General features: G+C 66.8%; 26 protein-coding genes and 1 tRNA gene. 4 read left to right on the forward strand and 23 right to left on the reverse strand.

Annotated elements, in window-relative coordinates; translation table 11 throughout:
- Nucleotides 1-62 precede the first annotated feature (62 nt).
- The 9 genes from ABFX18_RS08125 to ABFX18_RS08165 all read right to left on the reverse strand — a co-directional run bounded on the left by ABFX18_RS08125 (nt 63) and on the right by ABFX18_RS08165 (nt 9,698).
- Nucleotides 63-1,937, reverse strand: a complete 1,875-nt coding sequence (locus ABFX18_RS08125; RefSeq protein ID WP_346057962.1) for a hypothetical protein — start codon at nt 1,935-1,937, stop codon at nt 63-65.
- Entirely contained in the window at nt 1,937-2,533 is a 597-nt protein-coding gene (gene nadD, locus ABFX18_RS08130; protein ID WP_346057963.1) for a nicotinate-nucleotide adenylyltransferase, read from the reverse strand. The genes ABFX18_RS08125 and nadD overlap by 1 nt, the downstream gene beginning before the upstream one ends.
- Nucleotides 2,534-2,548: 15 nt before the next feature.
- Nucleotides 2,549-2,761, reverse strand: a complete 213-nt coding sequence (locus ABFX18_RS08135) for a hypothetical protein (protein WP_211648485.1) — start codon at nt 2,759-2,761, stop codon at nt 2,549-2,551.
- 57 nt (nt 2,762-2,818) lie between these two features.
- Nucleotides 2,819-4,072, reverse strand: a complete 1,254-nt coding sequence (locus ABFX18_RS08140) for a glutamate-5-semialdehyde dehydrogenase (RefSeq protein WP_346057964.1) — start codon at nt 4,070-4,072, stop codon at nt 2,819-2,821.
- An 81-nt stretch (nt 4,073-4,153) separates the two neighbouring features.
- Nucleotides 4,154-4,927 (reverse strand): glutamate 5-kinase, encoded by a 774-nt coding sequence (gene proB, locus ABFX18_RS08145; RefSeq protein WP_090149197.1) that lies wholly within the window; start codon nt 4,925-4,927, stop codon nt 4,154-4,156.
- Nucleotides 4,924-6,429, reverse strand: a complete 1,506-nt coding sequence (gene obgE / locus ABFX18_RS08150) for a GTPase ObgE (protein ID WP_200328721.1) — start codon at nt 6,427-6,429, stop codon at nt 4,924-4,926. The genes proB and obgE overlap by 4 nt, the downstream gene beginning before the upstream one ends.
- A gap of 69 nt (nt 6,430-6,498) precedes the next feature.
- Nucleotides 6,499-6,753, reverse strand: a complete 255-nt coding sequence (gene rpmA, locus ABFX18_RS08155) for a 50S ribosomal protein L27 (protein ID WP_010157307.1) — start codon at nt 6,751-6,753, stop codon at nt 6,499-6,501.
- A 33-nt stretch (nt 6,754-6,786) separates the two neighbouring features.
- The gene (gene rplU / locus ABFX18_RS08160) at nt 6,787-7,095 is read right to left on the reverse strand and encodes a 50S ribosomal protein L21 (protein ID WP_090149206.1); all 309 of its coding nucleotides are present in this window, start codon (nt 7,093-7,095) and stop codon (nt 6,787-6,789) included.
- A 146-nt stretch (nt 7,096-7,241) separates the two neighbouring features.
- Entirely contained in the window at nt 7,242-9,698 is a 2,457-nt protein-coding gene (locus ABFX18_RS08165; RefSeq protein ID WP_346057965.1) for an Rne/Rng family ribonuclease, read from the reverse strand.
- 258 nt (nt 9,699-9,956) lie between these two features.
- Between ABFX18_RS08165 and ABFX18_RS08170 the strand changes: the two genes are divergently transcribed.
- Nucleotides 9,957-10,568: a vitamin K epoxide reductase family protein gene (locus tag ABFX18_RS08170; RefSeq protein ID WP_200328717.1), complete on the forward strand. Its 612-nt coding sequence runs from the start codon at nt 9,957-9,959 to the stop codon at nt 10,566-10,568.
- On the opposite strand, the gene coaE is transcribed toward ABFX18_RS08170, so the two are convergent.
- Nucleotides 10,555-11,160 (reverse strand): dephospho-CoA kinase, encoded by a 606-nt coding sequence (gene coaE, locus ABFX18_RS08175; protein WP_346057966.1) that lies wholly within the window; start codon nt 11,158-11,160, stop codon nt 10,555-10,557. The genes ABFX18_RS08170 and coaE overlap by 14 nt on opposite strands.
- A gap of 49 nt (nt 11,161-11,209) precedes the next feature.
- On the opposite strand from coaE, the gene ABFX18_RS08180 reads away from it, so the two are divergent.
- Nucleotides 11,210-11,800: a DUF4126 domain-containing protein gene (locus tag ABFX18_RS08180; protein WP_346057967.1), complete on the forward strand. Its 591-nt coding sequence runs from the start codon at nt 11,210-11,212 to the stop codon at nt 11,798-11,800.
- A gap of 111 nt (nt 11,801-11,911) precedes the next feature.
- Here ABFX18_RS08180 and rpsA read toward each other — a convergent pair whose 3' ends face one another.
- Both rpsA and polA read right to left on the reverse strand, forming a co-directional pair.
- Entirely contained in the window at nt 11,912-13,357 is a 1,446-nt protein-coding gene (gene rpsA, locus ABFX18_RS08185) for a 30S ribosomal protein S1 (RefSeq protein WP_090149227.1), read from the reverse strand.
- Between the two features lie 239 nt (nt 13,358-13,596).
- On the reverse strand, nt 13,597-16,224 hold the full coding sequence (polA, locus tag ABFX18_RS08190; protein ID WP_346058023.1) for a DNA polymerase I: 2,628 nt from the start codon (nt 16,222-16,224) through the stop codon (nt 13,597-13,599).
- 115 nt (nt 16,225-16,339) lie between these two features.
- Between polA and ABFX18_RS08195 the strand changes: the two genes are divergently transcribed.
- Complete coding sequence (locus tag ABFX18_RS08195; protein ID WP_346057968.1) at nt 16,340-16,792, forward strand: hotdog fold thioesterase; 453 nt, start codon at nt 16,340-16,342, stop codon at nt 16,790-16,792.
- Nucleotides 16,793-16,852: 60 nt separating this feature from the next.
- On the opposite strand, the gene ABFX18_RS08200 is transcribed toward ABFX18_RS08195, so the two are convergent.
- Nucleotides 16,853-17,461, reverse strand: a complete 609-nt coding sequence (locus tag ABFX18_RS08200) for an ANTAR domain-containing response regulator (protein ID WP_029608346.1) — start codon at nt 17,459-17,461, stop codon at nt 16,853-16,855.
- A gap of 39 nt (nt 17,462-17,500) precedes the next feature.
- Nucleotides 17,501-17,668 (reverse strand): hypothetical protein, encoded by a 168-nt coding sequence (locus tag ABFX18_RS08205; protein WP_176698328.1) that lies wholly within the window; start codon nt 17,666-17,668, stop codon nt 17,501-17,503.
- 240 nt (nt 17,669-17,908) lie between these two features.
- Between ABFX18_RS08205 and ABFX18_RS08210 the strand changes: the two genes are divergently transcribed.
- Nucleotides 17,909-18,262 carry a DUF7882 family protein gene (locus ABFX18_RS08210; RefSeq protein ID WP_346057969.1) on the forward strand — a complete coding sequence of 118 codons (354 nt, stop codon included), beginning with the start codon at nt 17,909-17,911 and terminating at the stop codon, nt 18,260-18,262.
- A 142-nt stretch (nt 18,263-18,404) separates the two neighbouring features.
- Here the strand turns inward: ABFX18_RS08210 and ABFX18_RS08215 are convergent.
- The 9 genes from ABFX18_RS08215 to ABFX18_RS08255 all read right to left on the reverse strand — a co-directional run bounded on the left by ABFX18_RS08215 (nt 18,405) and on the right by ABFX18_RS08255 (nt 26,487).
- A tRNA-Leu gene (locus ABFX18_RS08215) sits at nt 18,405-18,486 on the reverse strand.
- A gap of 83 nt (nt 18,487-18,569) precedes the next feature.
- Nucleotides 18,570-20,045: a pyruvate kinase gene (gene pyk / locus ABFX18_RS08220; RefSeq protein WP_211648491.1), complete on the reverse strand. Its 1,476-nt coding sequence runs from the start codon at nt 20,043-20,045 to the stop codon at nt 18,570-18,572.
- Nucleotides 20,046-20,061: 16 nt separating this feature from the next.
- Nucleotides 20,062-21,063: a prolipoprotein diacylglyceryl transferase gene (gene lgt, locus ABFX18_RS08225; RefSeq protein WP_346057970.1), complete on the reverse strand. Its 1,002-nt coding sequence runs from the start codon at nt 21,061-21,063 to the stop codon at nt 20,062-20,064.
- An 83-nt stretch (nt 21,064-21,146) separates the two neighbouring features.
- Complete coding sequence (trpA, locus tag ABFX18_RS08230; RefSeq protein ID WP_336662098.1) at nt 21,147-21,941, reverse strand: tryptophan synthase subunit alpha; 795 nt, start codon at nt 21,939-21,941, stop codon at nt 21,147-21,149.
- Nucleotides 21,938-23,101 carry a tryptophan synthase subunit beta gene (gene trpB / locus ABFX18_RS08235; protein WP_176698341.1) on the reverse strand — a complete coding sequence of 388 codons (1,164 nt, stop codon included), beginning with the start codon at nt 23,099-23,101 and terminating at the stop codon, nt 21,938-21,940. The genes trpA and trpB overlap by 4 nt, the downstream gene beginning before the upstream one ends.
- Nucleotides 23,102-23,205: 104 nt before the next feature.
- A complete protein-coding gene (gene trpC / locus ABFX18_RS08240; RefSeq protein WP_336662100.1) occupies nt 23,206-23,976 on the reverse strand; it encodes an indole-3-glycerol phosphate synthase TrpC in 771 nt (256 codons plus the stop codon).
- Between the two features lies 1 nt (nt 23,977).
- Nucleotides 23,978-24,211 carry an HGxxPAAW family protein gene (locus tag ABFX18_RS08245; protein WP_090149265.1) on the reverse strand — a complete coding sequence of 78 codons (234 nt, stop codon included), beginning with the start codon at nt 24,209-24,211 and terminating at the stop codon, nt 23,978-23,980.
- Between the two features lie 100 nt (nt 24,212-24,311).
- Nucleotides 24,312-24,914, reverse strand: coding sequence for a Trp biosynthesis-associated membrane protein (locus ABFX18_RS08250; protein ID WP_200328703.1), 603 nt, complete (start codon nt 24,912-24,914; stop codon nt 24,312-24,314).
- Nucleotides 24,904-26,487 carry an anthranilate synthase component I gene (locus tag ABFX18_RS08255; RefSeq protein ID WP_336662102.1) on the reverse strand — a complete coding sequence of 528 codons (1,584 nt, stop codon included), beginning with the start codon at nt 26,485-26,487 and terminating at the stop codon, nt 24,904-24,906. The genes ABFX18_RS08250 and ABFX18_RS08255 overlap by 11 nt, the downstream gene beginning before the upstream one ends.
- Between the last annotated feature and the right edge of the window lie 8 nt (nt 26,488-26,495).

The raw sequence follows: 26,495 nt of genomic DNA on the forward strand, positions 1-26,495 counted from the left end.
TCGTGTCTCAGTTGCAGCGTTCAGTTCGTGTCCTTCGTTCAACATGTTCGAGCTTCGGTCGGTCAACCGAAGAATCCGTTGCTCGCGCCCCAGGCGCCCAGTCCGACCACCACGATGAGCAGCCCTCCGCCCGTCAGTGAGAGCACGAGCGGCAGTTTGCTCTTCTCCCGAGTCGGCTTCGCCACGACCGGAATACTGGAATCGACCCGAGCGCTCACAGCGTGACGCGCAGACACCGGGGCCGGCCCCTCGTTCGCCTCGTCGCGGGGCGGCACCTGGTCGCCGGTGATCGGGTCCATCTCGATCGAATCGTGCAGCGCCGAATGCCCACCGGTTTCGCCCAGTGACTTCGGGAGCTTCAGAGAACCGGTGACGTAGAGATCGCCAGTCGCACCGAGCGGCCCAGTCAACCCACCCGTGTCTTCCGGCATCGTCGGCAGGATCAGCGCGGACGACCCCGTCCCGCCAGTCGACCCCTCCTGGGCGACTGCACGTGAGATCAGATCGTCGAAGTCTCCGCTCTCGGGATTCTGCTCCGACTCGTTCTGGAACTTCCGCCCAGACGGGTCATCGAACACCGAGCGCCACTCCTCCGGAGGGGCGATGTCGGGGAACGAATAGCTCTCACGCTCCTGCGGATTCGCGACGTTACTGCGGTCGGCCCCGTCCGTCGCGGCAGCGCTCGCACTTGCGGCGCCGGCGAGCGGCGCCTCATCGCTCTGCTGCGCCGGAAACGCGACCGTCTGCGGCGACGCCGAAGGAAGATCTTCTGGGACTTCAGCGGGAGGCGTCGGGCGCGCGGCATCGAGAACCGTCGTCTCGGGCTCGGCCTCTGCCGCCGGCTCCTCTTCGGCGATGATCTCAGCCACAACGGGCTCGGCATCGGAGGCCGAGGCCGACGGCGCGTCCTCCGGGCGCTCACTCGTCGGCTGGTCAACGCTCTCGTCAGCCGCTTCTGCTTCGCGCGCAGCGGCGGTGTCGGACTCCGTCTCCTCCGCCCCCTCGGTGGCCTTCTGATCCGGGTCCTCGGCGGGCTGACTAGCCTGCTTCGAGCGCTGCCACGGGAACCGCCGCTTCGACTTAGCGGGAGCCGCATCGGCCGAGTCCTCAGCAGCCGGGGCGTCGACCGGGGCGTCCGACGCACCAGCGACCGCTGCCGCGTCAACCACGGGCGCGCCAGCATCGGAGGACTGGCCCTCCGTCGCCGCTTCCTCGGCGTCGATCTTCTCCGCCGACTCCGCCTCGCGCAGCTCTTCCACCGTGAAGGGCTCCGTCGGTGGCGACATCAGTGTGTCGAAGTCGGGCTCTCCAGCTGCCGGTTCCGCCACGACGACCTCGGGGTCGCCCGATTCGCTTGCAGCGCCGCTCTCGTCGGCAGGCTCGACCACGCTCTCGTCTTCCACCACGGAGGCGATCACAGCTGGCTCGTCCGATTCCGCTGCCTGGTCGACGATCTGAGCCTCGTCCACGACGACGGCTTGCTCGACGACGGGGGCATCATCCGCGACCGGGACTTCATCGGCGACGGGGGCATCATCCGCGACGAGAGCGTCATCAGCAACGGGTGCAGTAACAGCTGCGTCTTCTGCAGTCGGAACCTCTCCAGCAACCGGAGCCCCGCCAGCAGACGGATCGTCCTCACCAGCAGTCGGCGCTTCGGCGCCAGACGCATCCTCACCGACGGGGTGACCGAGGGCCGCGAGCGCCTCCTCGCGCAACTGACGCATCTCGCGTCGGCTCCGAGGGGTCCCATCCGGATGGAAGGGTGAGATCTCGATGTCCGCTCCCGCGGCCGGTCGCGCAGCACTCACCGGAGGGCTCGGAGCGTCGCTGCTCCCGGCGCCGATCTCGGAGAGATCCATGGCGCCGGTCTCCTCAAGGTCGCGCATGCGCCGCTCACGCCGGGTCAGCGGTCGTTGTTCGTCCTGCTCGCTCATCACTCTGTCGCTTCCTCGGTGTATAGCCCGTGCTTCGCAATGTACTGCACCACACCGTCAGGGACGAGGTACCACACCGGATAACCTCGGGCGACTCGTGCCCGGCAGTCCGTCGACGAGATCGCCAGCGCGGGAACTTCCAACAAGCTTACGTGTTCCTCCGATAATCCCGAAAGCGAGAGGTCGTGACCGGGGCGCGAGACGGCGATGAAATGAGCGTAATCCCAGAGGTGATCGACATCCTTCCAGCCGAGGATCTGCTCGACGGCGTCCGCGCCCGAGATGAAGAACAGTTCGGCATCGGGATGCTGCTCGTGCAGATCTCTCAGGGTATCGACCGTGTAGGTCGGTCCCGCGCGATCCACATCGACCCGGCTGACGGTGAATCGCGGATTCGACGCCGTCGCGATCACGGTCATCAAGTACCGGTGCTCGCTCGCTGAGACGTTCTGCTTCTGCCAGGGCTGGCCCGTCGGCACGAAGAGCACTTCGTCGAGGTCGAAGCTCTGAGCTACCTCACTGGCAGCCACGAGGTGACCGTGATGAATGGGATCGAACGTGCCGCCCATCACCCCGATCCGACGTGTGTGTGGCACGGTCGGTGCGCTCTTCTAGTGGTGCGATGCCGAGCCGTGCTCGCGAGCGTACGCCTCTGCCTTCGCCGCGTGACGGTTGGCGACATCGCGGAACGAGAAGGTGACGGCCGCGATCGCGACGAACGCAGCGAAGACGATGACGCCGAAGACGACAGCCGGGAACGGCAGCTCATTGACGATGTGGTGCCCCTCTTCGGCGGCAGCTGCGATCGTGGCAAGAAGTGACATTGGTGGTCCCCTGCATTCGTTACGGTGGGTGGTACCGAACCAGTCTAGCGGGTGGCGTCAGCGGATCTGGCCAGCGCCGCGCACCAGCCATTTCGTGCTGGTGAGCTCCGGAAGGCCCATGGGTCCGCGCGCGTGCAGCTTCTGCGTCGAGATGCCCACCTCGGCGCCGAAGCCGAACTCGCCACCGTCCGTGAAACGCGTCGAAGCGTTGACCATGACGACGGCGGAATCGACCTCTGACAGGAACCGCTCGGCATTCGCGTAGTCGCGTGTGACGATCGCCTCCGTATGACGAGTCGAGTAGCGCTGGATGTGCAGCAGCGCCTCGTCCAGCGAATCGACCACCTTGATGCCCATCTCGAGCGCCAAGTGCTCCGTGCCCCAGGTCTCGTCGCTCGCCGGCGAGACGCCCGGCACGCGCTGCGTGACCGCCGTATCGCCGTACAGTGTCACATTCGCGGCGAGCAGTGACTCTGAGAGCCGCTCGAGCAGACGGTCGGCTGCGCCGCGGTGCACGAGGAGCGTCTCCGCCGCGTTGCAGACGCTCGGCCGGTGCGTCTTCGCGTTGAGCGCGATCTCGACCGCCATGTCGTCGTCGGCGGTCTCGTCCACGAAGACGTGCACGACGCCGGATCCGGTCTCGATCACGGGGACGGTCGATTCGTTCACCACGGTCGAGATGAGTGCTGCGCTCCCGCGCGGAATGAGCACGTCGACGTAGCCTCGCGCGCGCATCAGCTTCCCGGCGCCCTCGCGGCCGAACGGGTCGATGGTCTGCACGGCTCGGCCGTCCAGCCCCGCGCTCGTCACAGCGCTCTGGATCAAGGCCACGAGCTCGGCATTCGTGTGCTCCGCGGCGCTGCCGCCGCGGAGCACGACGCCGTTTCCGCTCTTCACGGCCAGGGCGGCGATGTCGATCGTCACGTTGGGGCGGGCCTCGTAGATCGCACCGATCACGCCGAACGGCACCCGCACCTGGCTGATCGCGATTCCGTTCGCCAGCGTGCTGCCGCGCACCACCTGCCCGACGGGGTCCGGCAGTGAGATGAGTTCTCGAACCGCGGCGGCCAGCGCACGCACTCGTGCCTCGTCGAGCCGCAGACGGTCGAGCAGGCCGGCGCCGATGCCGTTCTCCTCGCCCCTGGCGAGATCCTGAGCATTCGCGGCGACGATCTCGGGAACTGCGTTCTCGAGCCCGACCGCGATCGCCTCGAGCGCAGCGTTCTTCGAATCAGTGGTCGCAGCGGCGAGCGTTCGAGCGCCGCTACGGGCGCGCTCGAGCCGTTCGACGAAGGCATCGGCAGCAGACATGGCACACAGCTTATCGCGCCGCTCAGGGCTGAGCAGCGCTGAGGCGAGCGAGCTCAGGCGAGCCAGCTCAGGCGAGACGGCTCAGGGTCGAGCGGCGAAGCGAGTTCCGTGATCCGCCCCGTCGAGCACCGCGGCCAACAGCCGTGTCTCAGTGAGGAGGACGGTGGCGCCGGCGTCGGCCGCCAAACGGGCCGCCTGCACTTTCGTCGCGGCTCCGCCAGTGCCCCAACCCGACTGGCTCTCGCCGATCTCGATCCCCTCCAACGGGTCGCCATAGGCCACCGCTGCGATGCGCTGAGCGCCGGCCATCATCGGGGGCGCCGTGTAGAGCGCATCGACGTCGGAGAGCAGCACGAGCCGGTCGGCGTCCACGAGGCGTGCGACGAGCGCGGCGAGACGATCGTTGTCGCCGAAACGGATCTCATGCGTCGCGACGGTGTCGTTCTCGTTGATGATCGGCAGAATGCCGAGCTGCAGCAACCGTTCGATGGCTCGTCGAGCGTTGTCGCGGTGCGTGGGATTCTCGATGTCCTGCGCCGTGAGCAGCACCTGCCCGGCGATGATCTCGTGCGTCGTCAGGGCCCGCTGGTACCGGTTGACCAGAATGTTCTGCCCGACGGCCGCAGCCGCCTGCTGGGTTGCGAGGTCGTCAGGGCGCTCCTCGAGGCGCAGAAACGGCACTCCCGTCGCGATCGCGCCACTGGATACGAGGATCACCTGCGCGCCCGCTGCGTGCAGGCGTGCCAGCGAGGCGACGAGTTCGGGGATCTGAGCGGCGTTCGCCCCGCTCACCGAGGACGAGCCGACTTTCACGACGACTCTGCGGGCCGAGAGCAATTCGTCGCCGTGCGTCACGCCTGATCCTCCCAGAGCCCCGCTTTCCGCTCGCGCTCCAGCTCTGCGCGCGCTTCGGCCTTCGCATCCATGAGGCCGTGGTAGTCGACGCGACGCTCCTGGTTGGTGCGCCGTCCGTTCTGGTCGACGCGGAGGTCGGTGCCGCGAGCGCCCATCTGCACCTCTGCGGCGCTCGTCATCGTGGGCTCCCAGTCGAAGACGACTCCCGATCCGGGGCCGATCACCACAGTGGACCCAGCGACCGCCCCGGCCTTCACCAGCGCGTCTTCGATGCCGATCTTCTGCAACCGGTCAGCCAGATATCCCACGGCCTCGTCGTTCTTGAAGTCGGTCTGGGCCACCCAGCGCTCCGGCTTCGCGCCCAGAATGCGGTAGATCGTTCCGTAGCTGCCACCCTCGGGCACGACGCGGAACCCGCCGTCGTCGACGGCCTTCGGCTGCAGGACGATGCGTTCCTGCACGGGTGCTTCGTCGATGCGCCGCTGCCGCTCGGTCTCGACGAGCTCGGCGAGCGCGAAGCCGAGCTCACGAAGCCCTTCGTGCGACACGGTGGAGATCTGGAAGACCCGGTAGCCTTGCGCCTCGAGCTCCGGTCGCACGAACTCGGCGAGCTCGCGCCCCTCTGGCACGTCGATCTTGTTGAGTGCGATGAGCTGCGGCCGATCGAGCAACGGGGTCTGACCCTCGGGCACGGGGTATGCGGCGAGCTCGTTCTTGATGACCTCGAGATCGGAGAGCGGATCGCGCCCCGGCTCCAACGTCGCGCAATCGAGCACGTGCAGCAGCGCACTGCACCGCTCGACGTGACGCAGGAAGTCGAGCCCGAGGCCCTTCCCCTCGCTCGCTCCCTCGATGAGACCCGGCACGTCGGCTACCGTGAAGCGGTGATCGGCGACCTGCACGACACCGAGATTCGGGTGCAGCGTCGTGAACGGGTAATCGGCGATCTTCGGCTTCGCAGCACTCATAGCGGCGATCAGGCTCGACTTGCCGGCCGACGGATAGCCGACCAGGGCGACGTCGGCGATCGTCTTGAGCTCGAGGGTGAGCGTGCCCGACCAGCCTTCGGTCCCCAGCAGCGCGAACCCGGGGGCCTTGCGCTTCGTGCTGGAGAGCGCGAGGTTGCCCAGACCGCCGACACCGCCCTTCGCCGCGATGAACCGCGTGCCGGGCTCGGTGAGGTCGATGAGGGTCTCCCCCGCCTCGTCTTTCACCACGGTGCCGACCGGCACCGGGAGCACAAGGTCGGCGCCATTGGTGCCGGCTCGATAGTCGCCCGCGCCGTACCCGCCGTTCTCGGCGGTGCGGTGCGGTCGCCGATGGTAGTCGAGCAGGGTGGTCACCTGAGGATCGGCGACCAGCACGACGTCTCCGCCATGCCCGCCGGCTCCACCATCTGGACCCGCGAGCGGCTTGAACTTCTCGCGGCGGATCGACACGCAGCCGTTTCCACCGCGACCTGACTGGACGTGCACTTGCACCTGATCGACAAAGGTGACCATTACTGTTTTCCTGCCCCTAGATACGGCAAAAGGCGAGCCGAAGCCCGCCTCGCCGTTGAATGCCTGAAGTTAGGCTGCGGCCACGATGTTGACGACCTTGCGGCCGCCCTTCGCACCGAACTCGACTGCGCCCGCCGCGAGGGCGAACAGCGTGTCGTCTCCGCCACGGCCGACGTTGGCGCCGGGGTGGAAGTGAGTTCCGCGCTGACGGACGATGATCTCGCCGGCGTTCACCTGCTGGCCGCCGAAACGCTTGACGCCGAGGCGCTGCGCGTTCGAGTCGCGGCCGTTGCGGGTGGAGCTGGCGCCCTTCTTATGTGCCATGAGTCTCTACTCCTTGAATCGTAGTCGAAGCGATTACTTGATGCCGGTGACCTTGAGGCGCGTCAGATCCTGACGGTGCCCCTGGCGGCTCTTGTAACCGGTCTTGTTCTTGTATCGCTGAATCACGATCTTCGGGCCGCGGAGGTCGTTGAGCACCTCTGCGGTTACCGTGACCTTGGCCAGCTCGGCCGCGTCGGTCGTCACCTGGTCGCCGTCGACGAGGAGCACCGCGGGAAGCTGAAGCTTGCCCGTGGAGTCGCCCGAAACACGGTTGACGGTGATGATCGAGCCGACCTCGACCTTTTCCTGACGTCCGCTTGTGCGCACTACTGCGTAAACCACTTCATACCCTTTTCTCGAGGATCGCCTTGCGTGTCGAACCGCAGCGCCGCCGCGATCGAAGCTTGTGTTTGCCACCCCGAGGAGTGGCACCAACGGTCAATATTATCTCGAAGCACCGATTTTGGTCAAATAGGCGCCCCCGCGTGTCATGAGCGACCCGAATCCTTGCGCTTCGCCGTCGCGTCGAGCGCCTCGGCGAGGGCCATCTGGGCGGCCTGCTTCGGATCGACTGGCGCCGCCTCCGGAGTCTCCGCACCGGCATCTGAGGTTCCCTCGGTGCGACCAGCATCGACGCCGCCGCGCAGCTGCGCCGTTGACACTCGGCGATTGCGCGCGCGTCCGTTGCCGGCAGCCGGCGCCGCCGGAAGGGCTTCGAGCACCGAGTCGAGCAGTGCGTCGGCGACCGGCTCCGCTCGATCCCTGCGCGCTTCCGTCGAGCGCGGCGCCCGGTCAGAGCCCAGCTGAGCCCGACCCGTGGCCCGTGGCGTCTCCGGACCGTGCGACCGGGCCCCCTGCGGTCGATCCTCTGGCGATCGATCATCGCGCGCGGGCGCGCCGGTCTGCGCTGCACCCTGCAGGGCTCGCGCGAGATCCTCGTGCTCCGACTCCTTCGCCGCCTGCAGCGTCGAGGCGGCGACCTGAGCCAGCATGTTCTTCGCGCCATCGGTGATGGCGTGCGTGTGCGACTTCGCCTCGGCCTGCTGATGCTGCTGCTGTGGCTGCGGGTGCTGCTGCTGCCCTCGGCCGCGCTTCGATCCGCGCGCAGGCGCCTCGCTCCGGTGCTTGCTCACCGGCTCGTGATGCACGATGACACCGCGGCCGGCGCAGACGTCGCAGGGCTCGCTGAACGACTCGAGCAGCCCGAGGCCGAGTTTCTTGCGGGTCATCTGCACGAGCCCGAGCGAGGTGACCTCGGCGACCTGATGCTTCGTCCGATCACGGCTGAGGCACTCCACCATGCGACGGAGCACGAGATCGCGATTCGACTCGAGCACCATGTCGATGAAGTCGACGACGATGATGCCGCCGATGTCGCGCAGTCGCAGCTGGCGCACGATCTCCTCGGCGGCCTCGAGGTTGTTCTTGGTCACGGTCTCTTCGAGGTTGCCGCCGGAGCCGACGAACTTTCCGGTGTTCACGTCGACGACCGTCATCGCCTCGGTGCGGTCGATCACGAGTGATCCGCCGGACGGAAGCCAGACCTTCCGGTCGAGCGCCTTCGCGATCTGCTCCGTGACACGGTACTCGTCGAAGATGTCGCGCTCTGCCTGGTACTGCTCGACGCGCTCGAGCAGATCCGGGGCGACCTGCGAGAGGTAGTTCTCGATCGTCGCGTACGTCTCGGCGCCCGAGATCGTCAGCCGGTGGAAGTCTTCGTTGAAGACATCGCGCACGATCTTGATGAGCATGTCCGGCTCGGAGTGCAGCAGCACCGGGCCGCCGCCCTTCTCGACGCGCTTCTGAATCGACTCCCACTGACGGGTGAGCCGCTGCACGTCATGCGTGAGCTGGTCCTCGCTCGCGCCCTCCGCCGCGGTGCGCACGATCACGCCAGCACCGTCGGGCAGCACCGCTTTGAGAATCTTCTTGAGTCGAGCACGCTCGGTATCCGGAAGCTTCCGGGAGATTCCGTTCATGGCTCCACCGGGCACGTACACGAGGAACCGGCCTGGAAGGGAGATCTGGCTCGTGAGCCTCGCGCCCTTGTGCCCCACTGGATCCTTCGTGACCTGCACGAGCACCTGATCGCCGGGCTTCAACGCGTTCTCGATTCGCCGGGCCGTGTTTCCGCCCTCGAACTCGGACCAGTCGACCTCGCCCGAGTAGAGCACCGCGTTGCGGCCACGGCCGATGTCGACGAAGGCCGCTTCCATACTCGGAAGCACGTTCTGCACCCGGCCGAGATACACGTTGCCGATGAGGGAGTTCTCGCTGGATCGCGCGACGTAGTGCTCAACGAGCACCTTGTCTTCGAGCACGCCGATCTGCACGCGATCGGAGGTCGTGCGAACGATCATCTCGCGATCGACCGATTCACGCCGCGCGAGGAACTCGGACTCGGTGATGACCACGCGGCGTCGACCGGCGTCGCGCCCGTCGCGCCGCCGCTGCTTCTTCGCTTCGAGGCGGGTCGAGCCCTTGACCTTCTGCGGCTCGGTGATGACCGGCGCCTGCCGAGGCTGGCGGCGCGGCGCGTCCTCTTCCGGCGCCGCCGGGGCATCGCTCGACGTGCGCCGACGATTGCGCCGCTGGGACGAGCCTGCTTCCCTCTCGTCCCCCGCCTCATCGCGTGAGAAGCGCTCGTCCAGCAGGTCGTCGAGCTGACGCAGTTCGGTCGGCCGGAACTCCGCGCGCCTGGGGCGGGGGGCGATCGGCGGCACGTCCGGTGCGAGGAAGAGCAACCTGGTCGTCGCCCTGAACCGCTCCTCAGGCGTCATCTCTGCGAACGGCAGGATCAGGGGCGGCGACTCGGCGAGCGGCCGCTCCGCCTCCGCTGCCTCGGTGGAGCCTGCGTGCGCCTCCACGGTCGCCGGAAGCTCCTGCTCCTGCGAGGGCTCTTCGCCCGGGTTGTCGTGCTGTTCGGTTGCTGTGTTCTTCACCATTCCTGGTGTCTCCTCTGCCCCGGGAGAATGCGCATTCCCCAGAGGTTGCTCATCGTGCGGTATGACCCGCGAATCCTGTTCTCCGCGAGCGGGTTCGCTCGCGCTCGGTCGTTCATCGACCGGTGAAGGCCTTCGACCTTCAAAAGACTGTGCGTGAGATTCGCCGTGCGGCGCCTCTCACCGACACCATTATGTCACGACGGTGTCCGCAAGGGGCCTGAGGAAAGAACTCGCAGCTGGGCGCAGTAGGATCGCGCCATGAGTTCAGAGCTCCGCGCCCCGTCGCGCTCCGTCGCCTTCGCAATCTTCACGATCGTCGCCGGAGCCATCGGATGGTTCGCATCGTTCGAGCTCCTCACGGAGTACATCAAGACGCTGCAGAACCCGGATTACGTTCCGAACTGCTCGGTGAGCATCCTGGTCACGTGCGGGCCGAACATGGCGTCCTGGCAAGGTGCGCTCCTCGGCTTCAGCAACACGATCATCGGTGTCGCAGCCTTCGTCGCACCGATCGCCGTCGGCGTGGCTCTCCTGGCGGGCGCTCGATTCGCGCCCTGGTTCTGGGTGACGTATCAGATCGGCTTGCTGGGCGGGTTCGCGCTCGTCAGCTGGCTCGTCGTGCAGAGCGTGTTCATGCTCGGAACGCTGTGCCCCTGGTGCATGGTCGTCTGGACCGCGACCATCCCGCTGTTCTGGATCACGCTGTTCCGCCCGTACGCGGTCGGAGACATACCGGTATCGCCGAACGCGCAGCGCGTGCTCGGGCGCTGCTACGCGTGGAGCTGGGTGGTCATCCTCGTCTGCTTCGCGACGATCGCGTTCGTCGCGCAGCTGCAGCTCGACTGGGTGTCGGAGTTCAGCCGAGGCTGAGCAGCTGGTGCCACAGCCGGTCTGCTTGCTCGAGCGTTTCGGCCTCAGTCCCAGAGGTATCGATCACCGCGTCGGCCACGGCCCGGCGTTCCTCGTCGCTCGCCTGCCGCGATATGCGCTGGCGCGCCGCATCCTCGCTCATGCCGCGCAAGCTCATCATGCGCGCGATGCGGGTGTCGGCATCGGCTTCAGCGACGACGATGTGGTCCCACGGTTCGTCGCGCGCCGCCGTCTCGACGAGGAGCGGCACCTCGTACACGACGATCGCGTCGGGGTCCTCCGCGCGCGCGCGTTCGACGCGCTCGCGGAAGAGTCGCCGCACTTCGGGATGGACGATCGCATTGAGCTCACCCAAGGCGGCCGCATCGCCGAACACGCGGGCTCCGAGCGCAGCGCGGTCCAGCGTTGCATCGGCACGCAGCACCCCCGAGCCGAATCGTTGCACGACGCGCGCGAGACCCGGCGACCCGGGGGCAACGGCGTCACGAGCGAGATCGTCGGCATCGATGCGAATCGCGCCGTGCTGGGCGAGCCGCCGTCCGATCGTCGATTTCCCTGCGGCGATCCCGCCCGTCAACCCGATCAATCGCATGCTGTCAGCTTATCCGCCGGCGACGTAGGCTGGCTCACGGGAGGGAACCATGCTCGAAATCATCACCGGGGTCGTGCTCGCGGCGTCGGCGGGCCTCAACGCGTACGTTCCGCTGCTGGGCTTAGGCCTGCTCTCCAGGTTCACGGAGTGGGTGAGCCTTCCGACCGGCTGGAGCTGGATCGAGAACGAATGGTCTTTGGGCATCCTCGGCGTCCTGCTCGTGATCGAGATGCTCGTCGACAAGGTTCCGGCTCTCGATTCGATCAATGACGTGCTCCACACCATCATCCGCCCGGCTTCCGGAGGAATGGTCTTCGCCGCCGGGAGCGGCAGCGATACCGTCGCGGTGTCGGATCCCGCGGCATTCATCGCCTCCGCCGACGTCTGGCCCGTCGTCGTCGGGGCCTGCGTTGCGCTGATCCCCCATGCGCTCAAAGCCATCGCGCGCCCGGTCGTGAACGTGGTGACGGCTGGGGCAGGCGCGGCCGTCGCCAGCACGTTCGAAGACATCGGTGCGGTGGTGCTCACGGTGCTCGCAGTCGTCGCCCCGGTCGTCGCTCTCGTGGCACTCGGGTTCGTCATCGTCGCGCTCGTGCGCAGGCTCCAGCGCGCGCTGCGTGAGCGACGCGCGCGCGTGTGAGCGGATGCTCGCGCGTGTGAGCGGATGCTCACGCCTCCCCGAGCTGCGGCGCGGACGCCAGAAGGCCCGGCCCCCGAAGCGGGGACCGGGCCTTCTGGCGTGCGATGAGGGTTAGTTGCCCTCGAGCTGAGCCTTCAGTGCAGCCAGCGCAGCGTCGTCGGCGAGAGCGCCGGCCGAAGCCGCATCGCTCGAGAACGTCGACGAAGGCGCCTCGGCAGCGGGCGCAGCAGCGGCCTCCGCGAGCATGGAAGCAACCTGCTTCTTGTGCGCTTCCCAACGCTCCTGAGCGGCAGCGTACTCCTGCTCCCACTTCTCGCGCTGCGACTCGAAGCCTTCCTTCCACTCCTGGGTCTCAGGATCGAAGCCCTCGGGGTACTTGTACTCGCCGTTCTCGTCGTACTCCGTGGTCATGCCGTAGAGTGCGGGGTCGAACTCGGTGCCCTCGGGGTCGACGCCCTCGTTGGCCTGCTTGAGGCTGAGCGAGATGCGGCGACGATCGAGATCGATGTCGATGATCTTGACGAAGACCTCCTGGCCGGCCTGCACGACCTGCTCAGCGAGCTCGACGTGCTGACCCGAGAGCTCGGAGATGTGCACGAGGCCCTCGATGCCATCGGCGACGCGGACGAACGCGCCGAAGGGAACGAGCTTCGTGACGACGCCCGGGGCGATCTGACCGATCGCGTGGGTGCGTGCGAATACCTGCCACGGGTCTTCCTGCGTTGCCTTGAGCGACAGCGAGACGCGCTCGCGGTCGAGCTCGACGGAGAGCACCTCGACGGTGACTTCCTGTCCGACCTCGACGACGTCGGAGGCGTGCTCGATGTGCTTCCAAGAGAGCTCCGAGACGTGCACGAGGCCGTCCACGCCGCCGAGATCGACGAACGCGCCGAAGTTGACGATCGACGAGATGACGCCCTTGCGGACCTGGCCCGGCTTGAGCTCGGCGAGGAACGACGAGCGCGTGGCCGACTGGGTCTCTTCGAGCAGCGCACGACGCGAGAGCACGACGTTGTTGCGGTTCTTGTCGAGTTCGAGGATCTTCGCCTCGATCTCCTGGCCCAGGTAGGGGGTCAGGTCGCGTACACGGCGCAGCTCGATGAGCGAGGCCGGGAGGAAGCCGCGGAGCCCGATGTCGACGATGAGGCCGCCCTTGACGACCTCGATGACGGTGCCGGTGACGACGCCCTCGTTCTCCTTGATCTTCTCCACGTCGCCCCAAGCGCGCTCGTACTGAGCACGCTTCTTCGACAGGATGAGGCGACCTTCCTTGTCCTCCTTCTGGAGCACGAGTGCCTCGACGGAATCGCCGACCTCGACGACCTCACCGGGGTCGACGTCGTGCTTGATGGACAGCTCGCGCGAGGGGATGACGCCCTCGGTCTTGTACCCGACGTCGAGGAGCACCTCGTCGCGGTCGATCTTCACGACGGTGCCCTCGATGAGGTCGCCGTCGTTGAAGAACTTCAGGGTCGATTCGACCGCTGCAAGGAAGTCTTCGGCTGAGCCGATGTCGTTAACTGCGACCTGCTTGCGTTCGGTCGTTGCGTTCGTCATGTAATTGGTCTCCAGAATGGACAGGGTATCGAGGCGGAAGCACGCCGGTCTTGGCCGAATCTCGCAGATTCGCAAGTGCCCCCACGCGTGGACATGGTTGAGTCGCCACAGATGTGACAATTCATACTACCCCGGGGCGCGCCCGGGATCAATCGCGTGATTCACCGGCGCGTCCCAGCGGTTCAGGGGTCGTTCCGCTGGGAACCGCGACTGCCGTTGCCGGTTCGGCGCGCACCTGCTCAGTGCGCGGCGGCGTTCCAATTCGCGCCGTGACCGACCTGCACCTCGAGCGGCACCGAGAGCTCTGCAGCTCCGGCCATCTCTTCGCGCACGATCGCTTCGAGCGTATCCCACTCCCCAGCGGCCACTTCGAACATGAGTTCGTCATGGATCTGCAGGAGCATGCGCGAAGCGAGTTGCGTCTCGCGCATCCGGAGTTCGACCCTGATCATCGCGCGCTTGATGATGTCGGCGGCCGAGCCCTGGATGGGTGCGTTGAGGGCTGCGCGCTCGGCGTTCTCGCGCAGGACGCGGTTGGGGCTCGCCAGATCGGGGAACGGCCGACGGCGGCCGTAGATCGTTTCGGTGAACATGTCGCGTTTCGCTTGATCGACCACCGACCGGAGGTAGTCGCGCACCCCGCCGAAGCGCTCGAAGTAGTCGGTCATGAGCTGTTTCGCCTCTGCCGAACTGATGTTCAGCTGCTTCGAGAGTCCGAACGCTGAGAGTCCGTAGGCCAATCCGTACGACATCGCCTTGACCTTCGAGCGCATCTCGCTGGTCACGTCTTGAGGATCGACGCCGAAGATGCGCGCGCCCACGAAGCGATGGAGGTCCTCGCCGGCGTTGAAGGCCTGAATGAGACCGGCGTCGCCTGAGAGGTGCGCCATGATGCGCATCTCGATCTGCGAGTAATCGGCCGTCATCAGGGTCTCGAACTCGCTGCTGTGGATGAACCCCTCGCGGATCCGTCGCCCCTCTTCCGAGCGCACCGGGATGTTCTGCAGGTTGGGGTCCGTCGACGCGAGACGACCCGTGCTCGATCCGGTCTGCACGAAGGTGGTGTGAATACGACCGTCCGGCTGCACCGATTTGATGAGAGTCTCGATCATCTGGCGCAGCTTGTTCGCGTCACGATGCCCGAGCAGGGCGTCCAGGAAGGGGTGCGGCTGCTTGGCCTGCAACTCAGCGAGAGCCGCCGCGTCGGTCGTGTACCCGCGCTGCGTCTTTCGCGTCTTCGGCATGTCGAGCTCGTCGAACAGCACTTCTTGCAGCTGCTTCGGCGATGACAGATTGACTTCGTGCCCGATGGCGTCGAATGCCTCCTGCTGCAGACGGGCGACGCGTTCCGTGAGCTCTGCGTGATGGGCCTCGAACAGCGGCTCATCGACCTGCACGCCGCGGTACTCCAGGCCGTCGAGCACCGAGACGAGCGGCAGCTCGATCTCGCGGTAGATCTCCCCGGAGCGCGACTCGAAACGCTCCACCGCTGCGGCGTGCGTGCGCACCGTGTACCAGGCGAGTGTCGCGGTGTCCGCGACACTTCCTTCCTCGGGCACCAGCTGGTTCGGGTCGCCCTCCGGCACCTGCTCCCCCAGATACCGGAACACGGCGTCGGCGAGGCTCTTCTCCGCAGCCGACGGCCGAAGCACCCAGGTCGCAAGCAGCACGTCCCCGGCGATTCCGCCGATGCGCGGACCCGCTCGTCGCGCCAGGGCGAGCTGCTGCTTCGAATCGTAGAAGACCTTTGCGGCGTCGGACGCGAGCCATTGCTCGAAGAGCGCGTAATCGCGCCCCGCCGGCTGCCAGTCGAACTGCACCGATGAGTCTGCGGTAGCGATGCCGACGTCAAATCCGCCGTCGAGTTCTCGGATGAGGACCGCGGGAGACTCGTGCTTCGCGAGCCAGTCGGCGAGTTCCTCGTCGATGAGATTCTTCGGTACGGGCCGTTCGGGAGCGAGCGACGGCGACACCGTGGACGTCGCGCCGCCAGCCGGCACGGCGGCGCCGGCCAGTTTGCCGACGCGTTGCAGCAGGGTGCGGAACTCGAGCTTCGCGAAGATCTCCTGCACGGCGGCCATGTCGATCTCGCCCCGCTTCAATTCATCGAGCTCGACGTTGAGTTCGACGTCGCGCACCAGACGATTCAAGCGACGATTGCGCTCAGCCAGATGCGCATGCTCGCGAAGGCTCTCCCCCACTTTTCCGCCGACCTCGTCTTGGCGCCGCAGAATCTCTTCGAGTGAGCCGAACTGATTGATCCATTTCACGGCCGTCTTCTCACCGACTCTCGGGATGCCCGGCAGATTGTCGCTCGTCTCCCCGACGAGCGCAGCGATCTCGGGGTACTGCTCGGGACGGATCCCGTAGCGTTCCATGACCTTCGCCGCGTCGTAGCGCGTCAGTTCGCTCACACCCTGCTTCGACGGGTACAGGAGCGTCACACGGTCGTCGACCAGCTGAATCGTGTCGCGATCGCCGCTCACCACCAGCACCCGATATCCGTGCTCGGACGCCCGCGTCGCCAACGTCGCGAGAATGTCGTCGGCCTCGTAGTTCTCTTTCTCGATCGTGCGAATACCCATCGCGTGCAGCGCATCCTGCAGCAGCGGGATCTGCCCCTTGAACTCAGGCGGCGTCTCGCCGCGGGTCCCCTTGTACTCGGGATACTCGTCGGTGCGGAAGGAGTGCCGAGAGATGTCGAACGCCACCGCGAGCGCATCCGGTCGCTCGTTGCCCAGGAGGTTGATCAACATGGCGATGAAGCCGTGGATCGCGTTGGTGTGCTGCCCGGACTGGGTCTGGAAGCTATCGACCGGAAGCGCGTAGAACGCGCGGAAGGCAAGCGAGTGGCCATCGATGACCATGAGGGTAGGCTGAGTGTTCGACACGTGCCCAGCCTACAATCCGCCGCCGACATTCCGCAGGACGGACGCCGTCGCCCCCGGCTCGCGCGTGTCATCGACACGACGAAAGGCACCGATGTCCGCTCTTCCCAGCGCAGCAACTTCCTCCCCTGAAGACGCGATCGAGTACATTCGTCACCGCGGTCTCGGCGCACTCGCCGACCGCATGGGTATCGAGATGATCGAGTTCACGCCCGAACGGGCGGTCGCGACGATGCCCGTGGAGGGCAACACGCAGCCGGTGATGTTGCTGCACGGCGGTGCGTATGTGGTGCTGGGCGAGACCCTGGGCTCGATGCACGCGAACTTTCGCGCCCCAGATGGCTGCGTCGCCGTGGGGCTGGACATCAACGCCACCCACACCGGCTCGGCCACGGAGGGAGTCGTGACCGGCGTGTGCACTCCGATCAAGCTCGGACGCAGTGTCGCGGTGCATGAGATCGTTGTCTCCGATGCGCGCGGGATCCGGTGCTCGACCATTCGCATCACCAACTTCTACAAGCGGATCACGCAAGACTCCGAAGCCTGAGAACGACGAACGCCCCGGACCGCATCAGCGGGTCCGGGGCGTTCGTCTCGACAGGGGGCGTCAGTCCTTCTTCGGCCCGAGCTGGTCGATGATGGTCTTCGCGACGTCCTGCATCGTCAGTCGGCGATCCATCGATGCCTTCTGAATCCAGCGGAACGCCTCGGGTTCGCTCAATCCCATCTTGTCGTTCAAGATTCCCTTGGCCCGATCGACGAGCTTGCGCGTCTCGAATCGTTCCGCGAGATCGGCGACCTCGCTCTCGAGCGCCACGATCTGCTGGAAGCGCGACAGCGCGATCTCGATGGCCGGGATCAGGTCGGCCGGCGTGAAGGGCTTCACGACGTAGGCAAGCGCCCCGGCCTCGCTCGCGCGCTCGACCAGCTCGCGCTGGCTGAACGCAGTGAGCAGCACCACGGGAGCGAGATGCGTCTTGTTGATCCGCTCGGCTGCCGAGATGCCGTCGAGCTGCGGCATCTTCACGTCCATCACCACGAGGTCAGGACGCAGTTCTTCGACGAGCTTCACCGCCGTCTCGCCGTCTCCCGCCTCACCGACCACTTCGAAACCGTTATCGCGCAGGGTCTCGACGATATCGAGGCGGATCAGGGATTCGTCTTCCGCGACGACAACGCGTCGCGGAGCGCTCGGTGCAGTGCTCTGGTCATTCACTCCACCAGCTTACGTCATTCTCGCTGTGGATTTCCGACCCTACTCGAGATTCGCGACAGGCTCCGGTTCTTCCGTGTCGTCCTCCCCGAACTCAGGCGCCTCGGGGTGCCCGTGCTGCACCAGGAGATCATCCTCTCCGCTCGGCTGGGAGATCGGTGCACGCCCCTCTTCGCCGTCGGGATGCGCGCTGGTGTTGTTCATCGACATGGTGTCCTCCTCAGGTGGTTGGGGACCCAGTCTGCGCGGAGCAGGGCTCTGCCACCAGGGGCTAGCCCTCGTCCCCGGCGCACCCGTACCCTACGGCGCAACGCACGCCCGCTCCGCGCAAGGGCGGCGAGCCCTCCCCCAGGAGCAATCGCCTGAATGGGTCGCTCTGCGTCCGATGAGCTGCGATGCTTGAGAGAAGCTTCAGCAGCCAACGAAGGTTGCGAACGAAAGGACCACATCATGGGATCCATCCGGCACGAGGGCCTGACCACGCACTTCGACGATCGACTGCTCACCCACCTCCAGATCATCATCGTCCAGAAGCTCATGCGAGAAGAGTCGTTTCTCATGTCGTGGAAAGACAGCATGAGCACCGGCGACGGGCGCACTGCCATCTGGCTGTCACCTCAAACCACAATCACCTTCAAATTCGTGGGAAGCCGAGTGCCTGAGATCAACAAGAAGTGGCTCCTGCGCCTCGGAGAATCGGCAAGCTCCACGACCGGCCTCATCGTCACCGGAGAAGATGGGGAACTCGCGGCGGCGGAGGCCACCGGCAGCAAGTATCCGGGCAACCTTCGCCCGGGAAACTGACTGCGGCGTCATCGCGATCACGCTGGCGGCTTCCGCCTGGTCGCCCCTCGATGTCCGAACGCCGGAAGCGCTCCGCGCCTCCTGAACCGCGACACCCCCGGCTTCCGCGAAGTATCGCGCGAAGCCGGGGGTGTGTCGTTCGTGCCGAATGCGGGACTTGAACCCGCACGCCTTTCGGCAACGCATTTTGAGTGCGCCGTGTCTGCCAATTCCACCAATTCGGCGAACTCCCCAAGCCTATCGCATGGGGGGCCGTGTCTCACGTCGGGCGGCGACCCACGGGCGCGTCGCCGCCACAGCCCGAGGATCAGGCCTGCGGGTCCTCCGCGATCTTCGTGAACTTACGCGGACCGGCCTCGGGCAGCAGACCGGTGGCCTCACCGATGCGATGGATCCGCAGCGTATTCGTCGTTCCCACGACTCCGGGAGGCGACCCGGCGATGATGACGACCTTCTCCCCGACCTCGATGCGCGAGTGCTCGAGCAGCACTTTGTCCACCTGCACGAACATCTCGTCCGTGCTGTCGACGCGCGGCACCTCGTAGCTGCGTGCGCCCCACGTCAGTTCCATGCGTCGACGAGTATCGGGATCCGGAGTGAACCCGATGATCGGCATCGGCCGTCGCAGGCGCGACATCCGTCGCACGGTGTCGCCCGACTCCGTGAAGACGCAGATGTAGCGCGCGCCGACGAAGTCGGCCACGTCAGAAGCTGCGAGCGTCAGCACGCCTCCCTGAGTGCGGGGAGCCGCCCCGAGGGGCTCGATGCGGTCGAGCGCGTGATCCTCAGTCGCCTCGATGATCTTCGCCATCGTGGCCACCGCTTCGATCGGGTAGGCGCCCACGCTCGTCTCTCCGGAGAGCATGACGGCGTCGGCGCCATCCAGCACGGCGTTCGCGCAGTCAGAGGCCTCCGCGCGCGTGGGGCGCGGGTTCTCGATCATCGACTCCAGCACCTGGGTCGCCACGATCACCGGCTTCGCATTCCGACGCGCGATCGTCACCGCCTCGGCCTGCACCAGCGGCACGCGCTCGAGCGGCAGTTCGACGCCGAGATCACCGCGGGCGACCATGATCCCGTCGAACGCAGCGACGATGCCTTCGAGGTGCTCGACTGCCTGCGGCTTCTCGATCTTCGCGATCACCGGCAGACGCACTCCGACCTCATCCATGATCTCGTGCACGCGGGTGATGTCGGCGGCGTCGCGCACGAAGGAGAGTGCGATGTAGTCGACGCCGAGCGCGAGCGCCCATCGCAGATCTTCCTCGTCCTTGTCGGAGAGCGCAGGAACGTTCACGGCAACGCCGGGGAGGTTGATCCCCTTGTTGTTGGAGATCGAACCGGGCACCTCGACCACGGTGTGCACCGTGTCCTCGGTCACGCGCACGGCGCGAAGGGTGACCTTGCCGTCATCGATCAGCAACGGGTCACCGGCGCTGACGTCACCCGGCAGTCCCTTGTGCGTGGTTCCGCCGACGGTGCGATTCCCGACCACGTCGCGCGTCGTGATCGCGAATTCGTCGCCGACAGCGAGCGCATACGGGCCGTCCTCGAACACGCCAAGACGAATCTTCGGACCCTGCAGATCCGCGAGCACCGCGATCGGGCGACCGACCTCGGCCTCGGCGCGACGAATATTCCTGTAGATGCCCTCATGCACGTTGTAGGTGCCGTGGGACATGTTGAGCCGCGCGACGTTCACGCCGGCCTGGATCAGCGCGAGCGTGTGGTCGTAGCTGGAAACAGCGGGTCCCCAAGTGGCGACGATCTTGGCGTGACGCATGCAGCGTGCTCCTTCGTTAGTGGGTCTTGCTGGGCTCGACGCCGCTCGCGGGCTCGAGCGACGCATCGGGCAGCGCTTCCGTCTCGGATGCCGAGACTGACGTACCGTCGCCGCGATCGATCACGTGGTAGTACTCGTTCGTGTCGGCGGTATCGGCGAGCACGGTGTCTCCCGGATGGCGTCGGCCGGGCAGGTACACGGTGTTCTCGAGCCCGACGTGGCGATGACGGCGCAGAATGAACAGCGCGATGCCGACCACGATCGCCAGGATCGCAGCGAGCACGTTGGTGCGCACGCCGAGGAAGAGCAGGCTGGGATCGACGCGCAGCGACTCGGTGAATGCGCGGCCGACGCCGTACCAGATGAGGTAGAGGGCGAAGAAGGTGCCCCACCGCGGACGCCACTTCCGCTCGACGGCGAGCAGCACGACGATTCCGAGGATGTTCCACAGCGCCTCGTAGAGGAAGGTCGGGTGGAAGAGGGTGCCCTCGGGCAGTCCGATGGGGAATGCCGCGTTCGTCGACTCGATCTCGAGCCCCCACGGGAGCGTCGTTGGGCCGCCGAAGAGCTCATGGTTGAACCAGTTGCCGAGACGACCGACCGCCTGCGCGATCAGCAGTCCGGGCACGAGCGCGTCCGCGAAGGACCAGAACCGGATGCCGGTGATCCGCGACGCGATGAGCACGCCGATCGCTCCCCCGATGAGCGCGCCGAAGATCGCGATGCCGCCGTTCCAGAATGCGAAGATCTCAAACGGGTTCTTGCCCTCGCCGAAGTAGTCTCCCCAGTGCGTGACGACGTGGTAGAGCCGGGCTCCCAGGATCCCGAGCACGAGCGACCACACGAGGAAGTCGAAGACTGCTCCCCGCTCGCCGCCGCGCTGTCCCAGCCGTCGCGCCGTCCAGATGCCGGCGATGATGATGCCGACGATGATGCAGAGCGCGTAGAAGTAGATCCGGAACGGACCGAGCTGCAGATACTGCAGCTCGGGGCTCGGAATGCTCAACGGGAGAATCATTCACTCCTCTTTCGCCGGCGGCCTCGCGCCGCAGGACTCGGGTGGATGCCGCGCGATCGTGCCGCGCGGCGGACGGGTCAATCTTAGCGCGCGGTGCCTCGCGCGATGCCCGCGACGGTTTCGGCGAGCTGCGGCACGCCGCCGTCGCGCAGCGCACGCACGAATGCGGTGCCGACGATGGCACCGTCCGCGTATTCGAGCGCACCGGCGACCTGCTCAGCCGTCGAGATACCGATGCCGACGCAGGCGAGCGTTGCGCCCTGCTCGCGGAGCCGCGCCGTGAGCCCCCGGGCTGCCGCGTCGAGCTCGGCGCGTTCGCCCGTGATCCCCATCGTCGAGACCGTGTAGACGAACCCGGTACTCGCGCGACTCACGAGCGCGAGCCGCGCATCCGTCGAACTCGGAGCTGCGAGGAACACGCGATCGAGTCCATGAGCCTCGCTCGCCGCGATCCAATCGTCTGCGGAGTCCGGCGTGATGTCTGGTGTGATCAGCCCGGCGCCGCCAGCAGTCGCGAGGTCGCGAGCGAACGCGTCCACCCCGTACTGCATCACGGGGTTCCAGTACGTCATCACGAGTACCGGCACGTCTACGGCATCCCGCACGCGACGCACTGCCTCGAAGACGTCGGCGAGACGGAAGCCCGCCGCGAGAGCCGTCTGCGTGGCCTCTTGGATCACCGCGCCGTCCATCACGGGGTCGGAGTACGGTACGCCGAACTCCAACACGTCGGCTCCGCTTCGTGCCATCGCGATCGCGGCTTCCACACTGGTGTCCAGGTCGGGGAAGCCCACTGGCAGGTACCCCACGAGCGCTCCCCGGCGCTCCTGGTTCGCAGCGAGGATCGCTTTCGCGACGCTGGATCCGTGCTCGGTCATCCGTCGATCTCCGATCCGTCTTCCGGGAGCAGCCCGAAGTAGCGGCCTGCGGTCGCCATGTCTTTGTCGCCGCGGCCCGACAGGCTCACGAGCACGACGCCGTCCGGCCCCAGATCGGTGCCGATCCGCTGCGCCCCCGCAAGGGCGTGCGCCGATTCGATAGCGGGAATGATGCCCTCGGTCCGGCTCAGCAGCCGAAGCGCCTGCATCGCCTCGTCGTCGGTGGCGGGAATGTACTCCGCGCGCCCGATGTCCGCGAGCCACGCGTGCTCCGGCCCGACGCCCGGATAGTCGAGGCCGGCGGAGATCGAATGAGATTCGATGGTCTGCCCGTCGTCATCCTGCAGCACGTACGTCCTCGCGCCGTGCAGCACGCCGGGGCGCCCGCGCTCGATCGACGCCGCATGCTGGTCGGTGTCGACGCCGTCGCCTGCGGCTTCCACGCCGTAGAGGCGCACATCGGCGTCGTCGAGGAACGCGTCGAACATGCCGATCGCATTGGAACCGCCCCCGACGCACGCGACGACGGCATCCGGAAGACGGCCGATGCGCTCGAGCAGCTGAGCACGGGCTTCTTCGGAGATGATCTTCTGGAAGTCGCGCACCATCGCCGGGAACGGATGCGGCCCAGCGGCGGTCCCGAAGATGTAGTTGGTGCGATCGACGCTCGCGACCCAATCGCGATACGCCTCGTTGATCGCATCCTTGAGCGTGCGAGAACCGGTCCTGACGGGAACGACTTCAGCGCCGAGCAGACGCATCCGCGCGACGTTCAATGCCTGACGCTCGGTATCGACTTCGCCCATGTACACGGTGCATTCGAGGCCGAAGAGCGCTGCAGCCGTCGCGGTGGCCACGCCGTGCTGGCCGGCTCCGGTCTCGGCGATCACGCGAGTCTTGCCCAACCGTCGAGTGAGCAGCGCCTGACCGAGCACATTGTTGATCTTGTGCGAGCCGGTGTGGTTCAAGTCTTCGCGCTTCAGGAACACGCGTGCCCCACCTGCGTGCTCGGCGAAGCGCGGCACCTCGGTGATGGGTGATGGGCGCCCGGCGTACGAGAGCAGCAACTCCGCCAGTTCAGAGCGGAAGGCGGGGTCGGCCTGCGCCTCTGCGTACGCGTCGGTCAGCTCGTCGATCGCCGCGATCAGCGATTCCGGCATGAACCTCCCGCCGAACTCTCCGAAGAACGGACCATGCTGGTCGCGCAGGCTGGTGACGCCGGTCGTCGATTCGGTCACTGGTGTCCTTTTCAGCTTGAGACGCTTCAGACGCTCACGTATGTCTGCAGCGTCGCGATGGGGTCGTTCGTCACGAGCGCCTCGCCGACGAGCACCGCGTCGGCTCCCGCTTCGCGGTAGTGCTCCACATCCGCGACGTTGAGCACGGCCGATTCCGCCACGCGGATCACGCCGGCCGGAATCTGGTCCGCGACTCGTCCGAACAGGTCTCGATCGAGTTCGAAGGTGCGCAGATCGCGCGCGTTGACTCCGACGAGCTGAGCGCCGAGGTCCACGGCTCGCGCGACCTCCTCAGCGCTGTGCGCCTCGACGAGCGGCGTCATGCCGAGCTCGCGGATCACATCGTGGAGGCGGATGAGGCGGTCCTGCGGGAGCGCGGCGACGATGAGGAGCACGAGATCGGCTCCGGCAGCACGGGCCTCGAGCACCTGGTACTCATCTCCGATGAAGTCCTTGCGCAGCACGGGAATGCTGATCGCTTTGCGCACGGCTTCCAGGTCGGCGAGGGATCCCTTGAACTTCCGCTCCTCGGTGAGCACGCTCACCGCGCTCGCACCGCCGGCCTCGTACTGAGCCGCGAGGTCCTGTGGAAGCGGGATCTCGGCGAGATCGCCGCGCGATGGGCTGGCACGCTTCACCTCGGCGATCACCTTCATGTGCTCGGCGGGCGCGAGCGCAGCGAGTGCGTCGAGCGCCGGGCGAGCGGCGAGGGCATCGGATTCGACTACCGAGTACGACCGGAGCTCGCGGCGCGAGGCCGCGTCCTCGAGCGAGCCGGCGAGCAGATCTTCGAGCACGTCAGTCGTGTGCTGGAGGGGTGAACTTCGGGCCGTTCACGCCGTATCCGGCCTTCGAGAGGATCCACCCGAGCAGCGCACCGACGACGACGACTCCGACACACGCCCATACGAGTACGGGCATATGAAGGAAGAAGAAGACGGTTCCGGCGGCGATGCCGATCAGCATCACCACGACCGCTGTCCATGCGGCCGGCGAATCACCGTGGCCGGGGTCTCCGTGCTGGGTACTCATGAATCTCCTCTGAACAGATTTCGACGTTCCCAGACTAGCGGAAATCCGGGATGGGTTCTGGCACCGCCGCAAGCGCCCGGCGAGCCGGCCGCCCACGACGTCACCGTTTCCGACCCGCGTCGTCGGCCTCGCCGTCGCTGGGATCGTCTCCGCCCGAGAGCGCGTCCCAGTCCGAGATGCGGTCCGGCGTGTTCGTGGAGACATCGGCCGGCCGCGGGGCGGCGTCGTACTTCCGCCCGCCTGCCGCCCAGGTGCCGCTGAAGACGGCGACGACCAGGCCGAGGATCGCGGCGAGCACGCCGGCGACGACGCACACCCAGATCCAGGCCGAGAGGCGGCTCCAGACGACGAGATCCGTGGTCGCTTCACCCGAGATCCCGGTGAGCGACGTGATCGTTCCCGTGATCGCCGTGAGCGGCGCAGCCAGCACGCTGATCGTGAGCGCCGTCAGCCCGGCGCCGAGCAGCGCGACCAGGACGCCGAGGGCGCGGCGGAAGACGGGGCCGGCGATCGTCAGCGCGAGGGCCGCGGCGACGATGGCGATCGAGATCGGGGACACCGCTGCGTTGACCTCGTGGCCGGCGACCGTTTCGACGCTGTGCGTCCCGTCGACCATGAACGAGACCCAGGTCTGAGATCCGGCGAGCAGTCCAAGCGCTCCCACGAGGGCGATCGCGGAGATGGTGAGGAGCTTAGGACGCATCAGCGGCCTCCCCGAGTGCGTGGAGCGTGTTCGCGATGGCGACGGCGCGCAACGGCGCAGCCGCCTTGCTTCGGCACTCCGCGTCCTCGGTCTCCGGCACCGAGTCCGCGACGACGCCGGCACCCGCCTGCACCATCGCGATCCCGTTCTTGATCGTCGCCGTACGGATCGCGATGGCGAGATCGGCAGCCCCACCGAGGCCGAAGTATCCGACGACGCCGCCGTAGACGCCGCGCTGCACCGGCTCGAGTTCGTCGATGATCTGCAGCGCGCGCGGTTTGGGAGCCCCCGACAGCGTGCCAGCGGGGAAGGTCGCGCGGAAGACGTCCACCGGATTCGCCTCTGGCCGCTTCTGCCCCTCGACGCTCGAGACGATGTGCATGATGTGGCTGAAGCGCTCGATCCGCATGAATTCGGTGACCTCGACCGACCCCGGTTCGCACACCCGCAGCAGATCGTTGCGCGCCAGGTCCACGAGCATGAGGTGCTCGGCGCGCTCCTTCTCATCGGCGAGGAGGTCGCGCTCGTACTGCTGGTCTTCCTCGATGCTGGCGCCGCGCGGGCGCGAGCCTGCGATCGGATGAGTGAGCACGTGGCCGCCCTCCTGGACCGTGACCAGCGCCTCCGGGCTCGACCCGACGACCGAGAACGGCTCGCCAGCTGCGTCTTCGAGCTGCAGCAGGTACAGGTACGGGCTCGGGTTGAGATGGCGGAGCACTCGGTACACATCGAGAGGGTCCGCAGTGCATGTCTGGTCGAAGCGCTGCGACGGCACCACCTGGAAGATGTCGCCGTCGACGATGTAGCGCTTCGCCGCCTTGACCGAAGCGACGTACTCTGGCGTGCTCGTCAATCGTGTCGGCTCAGCGGTCGCTTCGCGATCCACGGTGTTCAGCGGTGAGCGCTCGGGGGCCGCGAGCGCCGCCTGCAGGGCGTCGAGTCGGGTCTGCGCGTCGGCCCACTGGGCATCGGCCGACCCGGCGGCGCCGTGCGGTGCTGGATCGCCGAGCGCCGCATCGTTGAGCACATTCGCGAGCAGCACGACGCTGCCCTCGCGGTGGTCGATGACGACGAGTTCGGAGACGAAGCTGAGGCCCTGCGTCGGCAAGCCGGAACCCGTGGAGGGCCCGTGCTCGAGTTTCTCGAACTGTCGCACGGTCTCCCAACCGAGGTATCCGACGAACCCGCTCGCGAGTGGCGGAAGGCCAGCGACCTGCGGCGACCGCCAGCGCTCATAGAGCGCGCTGAGCGCCTCGACCGGCGCCAGCGCGTCGACTCCCCCGGGGAGCAACCGCTCGGCAGAGACGTCGAATGCCCGGTCCTGCGCCCAGTGCGCTCTTCCGTCGCGCTCCCCGAGCACGCCGAAGCTTCCGGCTCCGACAAAACTGAAGCGCGTCCAGACCCCTCCCTGCTCCGCCGATTCCAACAGGAAGGTGCCGGGGCGGGAGGCAGCGACCTTGCGATAGATGCCGACCGGCGTGTCGGCATCGGCGAAGATCTCGCGGCAGACGGGAATGACGGCATGGGAGTCGCGCGCGGCGTCGAACGCGGCGCGCGTGGTGGTCAGGCTCACCGCTTCAG

The organism is Leucobacter alluvii (assembly GCF_039530485.1).
Taxonomy (GTDB): domain Bacteria; phylum Actinomycetota; class Actinomycetes; order Actinomycetales; family Microbacteriaceae; genus Leucobacter; species Leucobacter alluvii.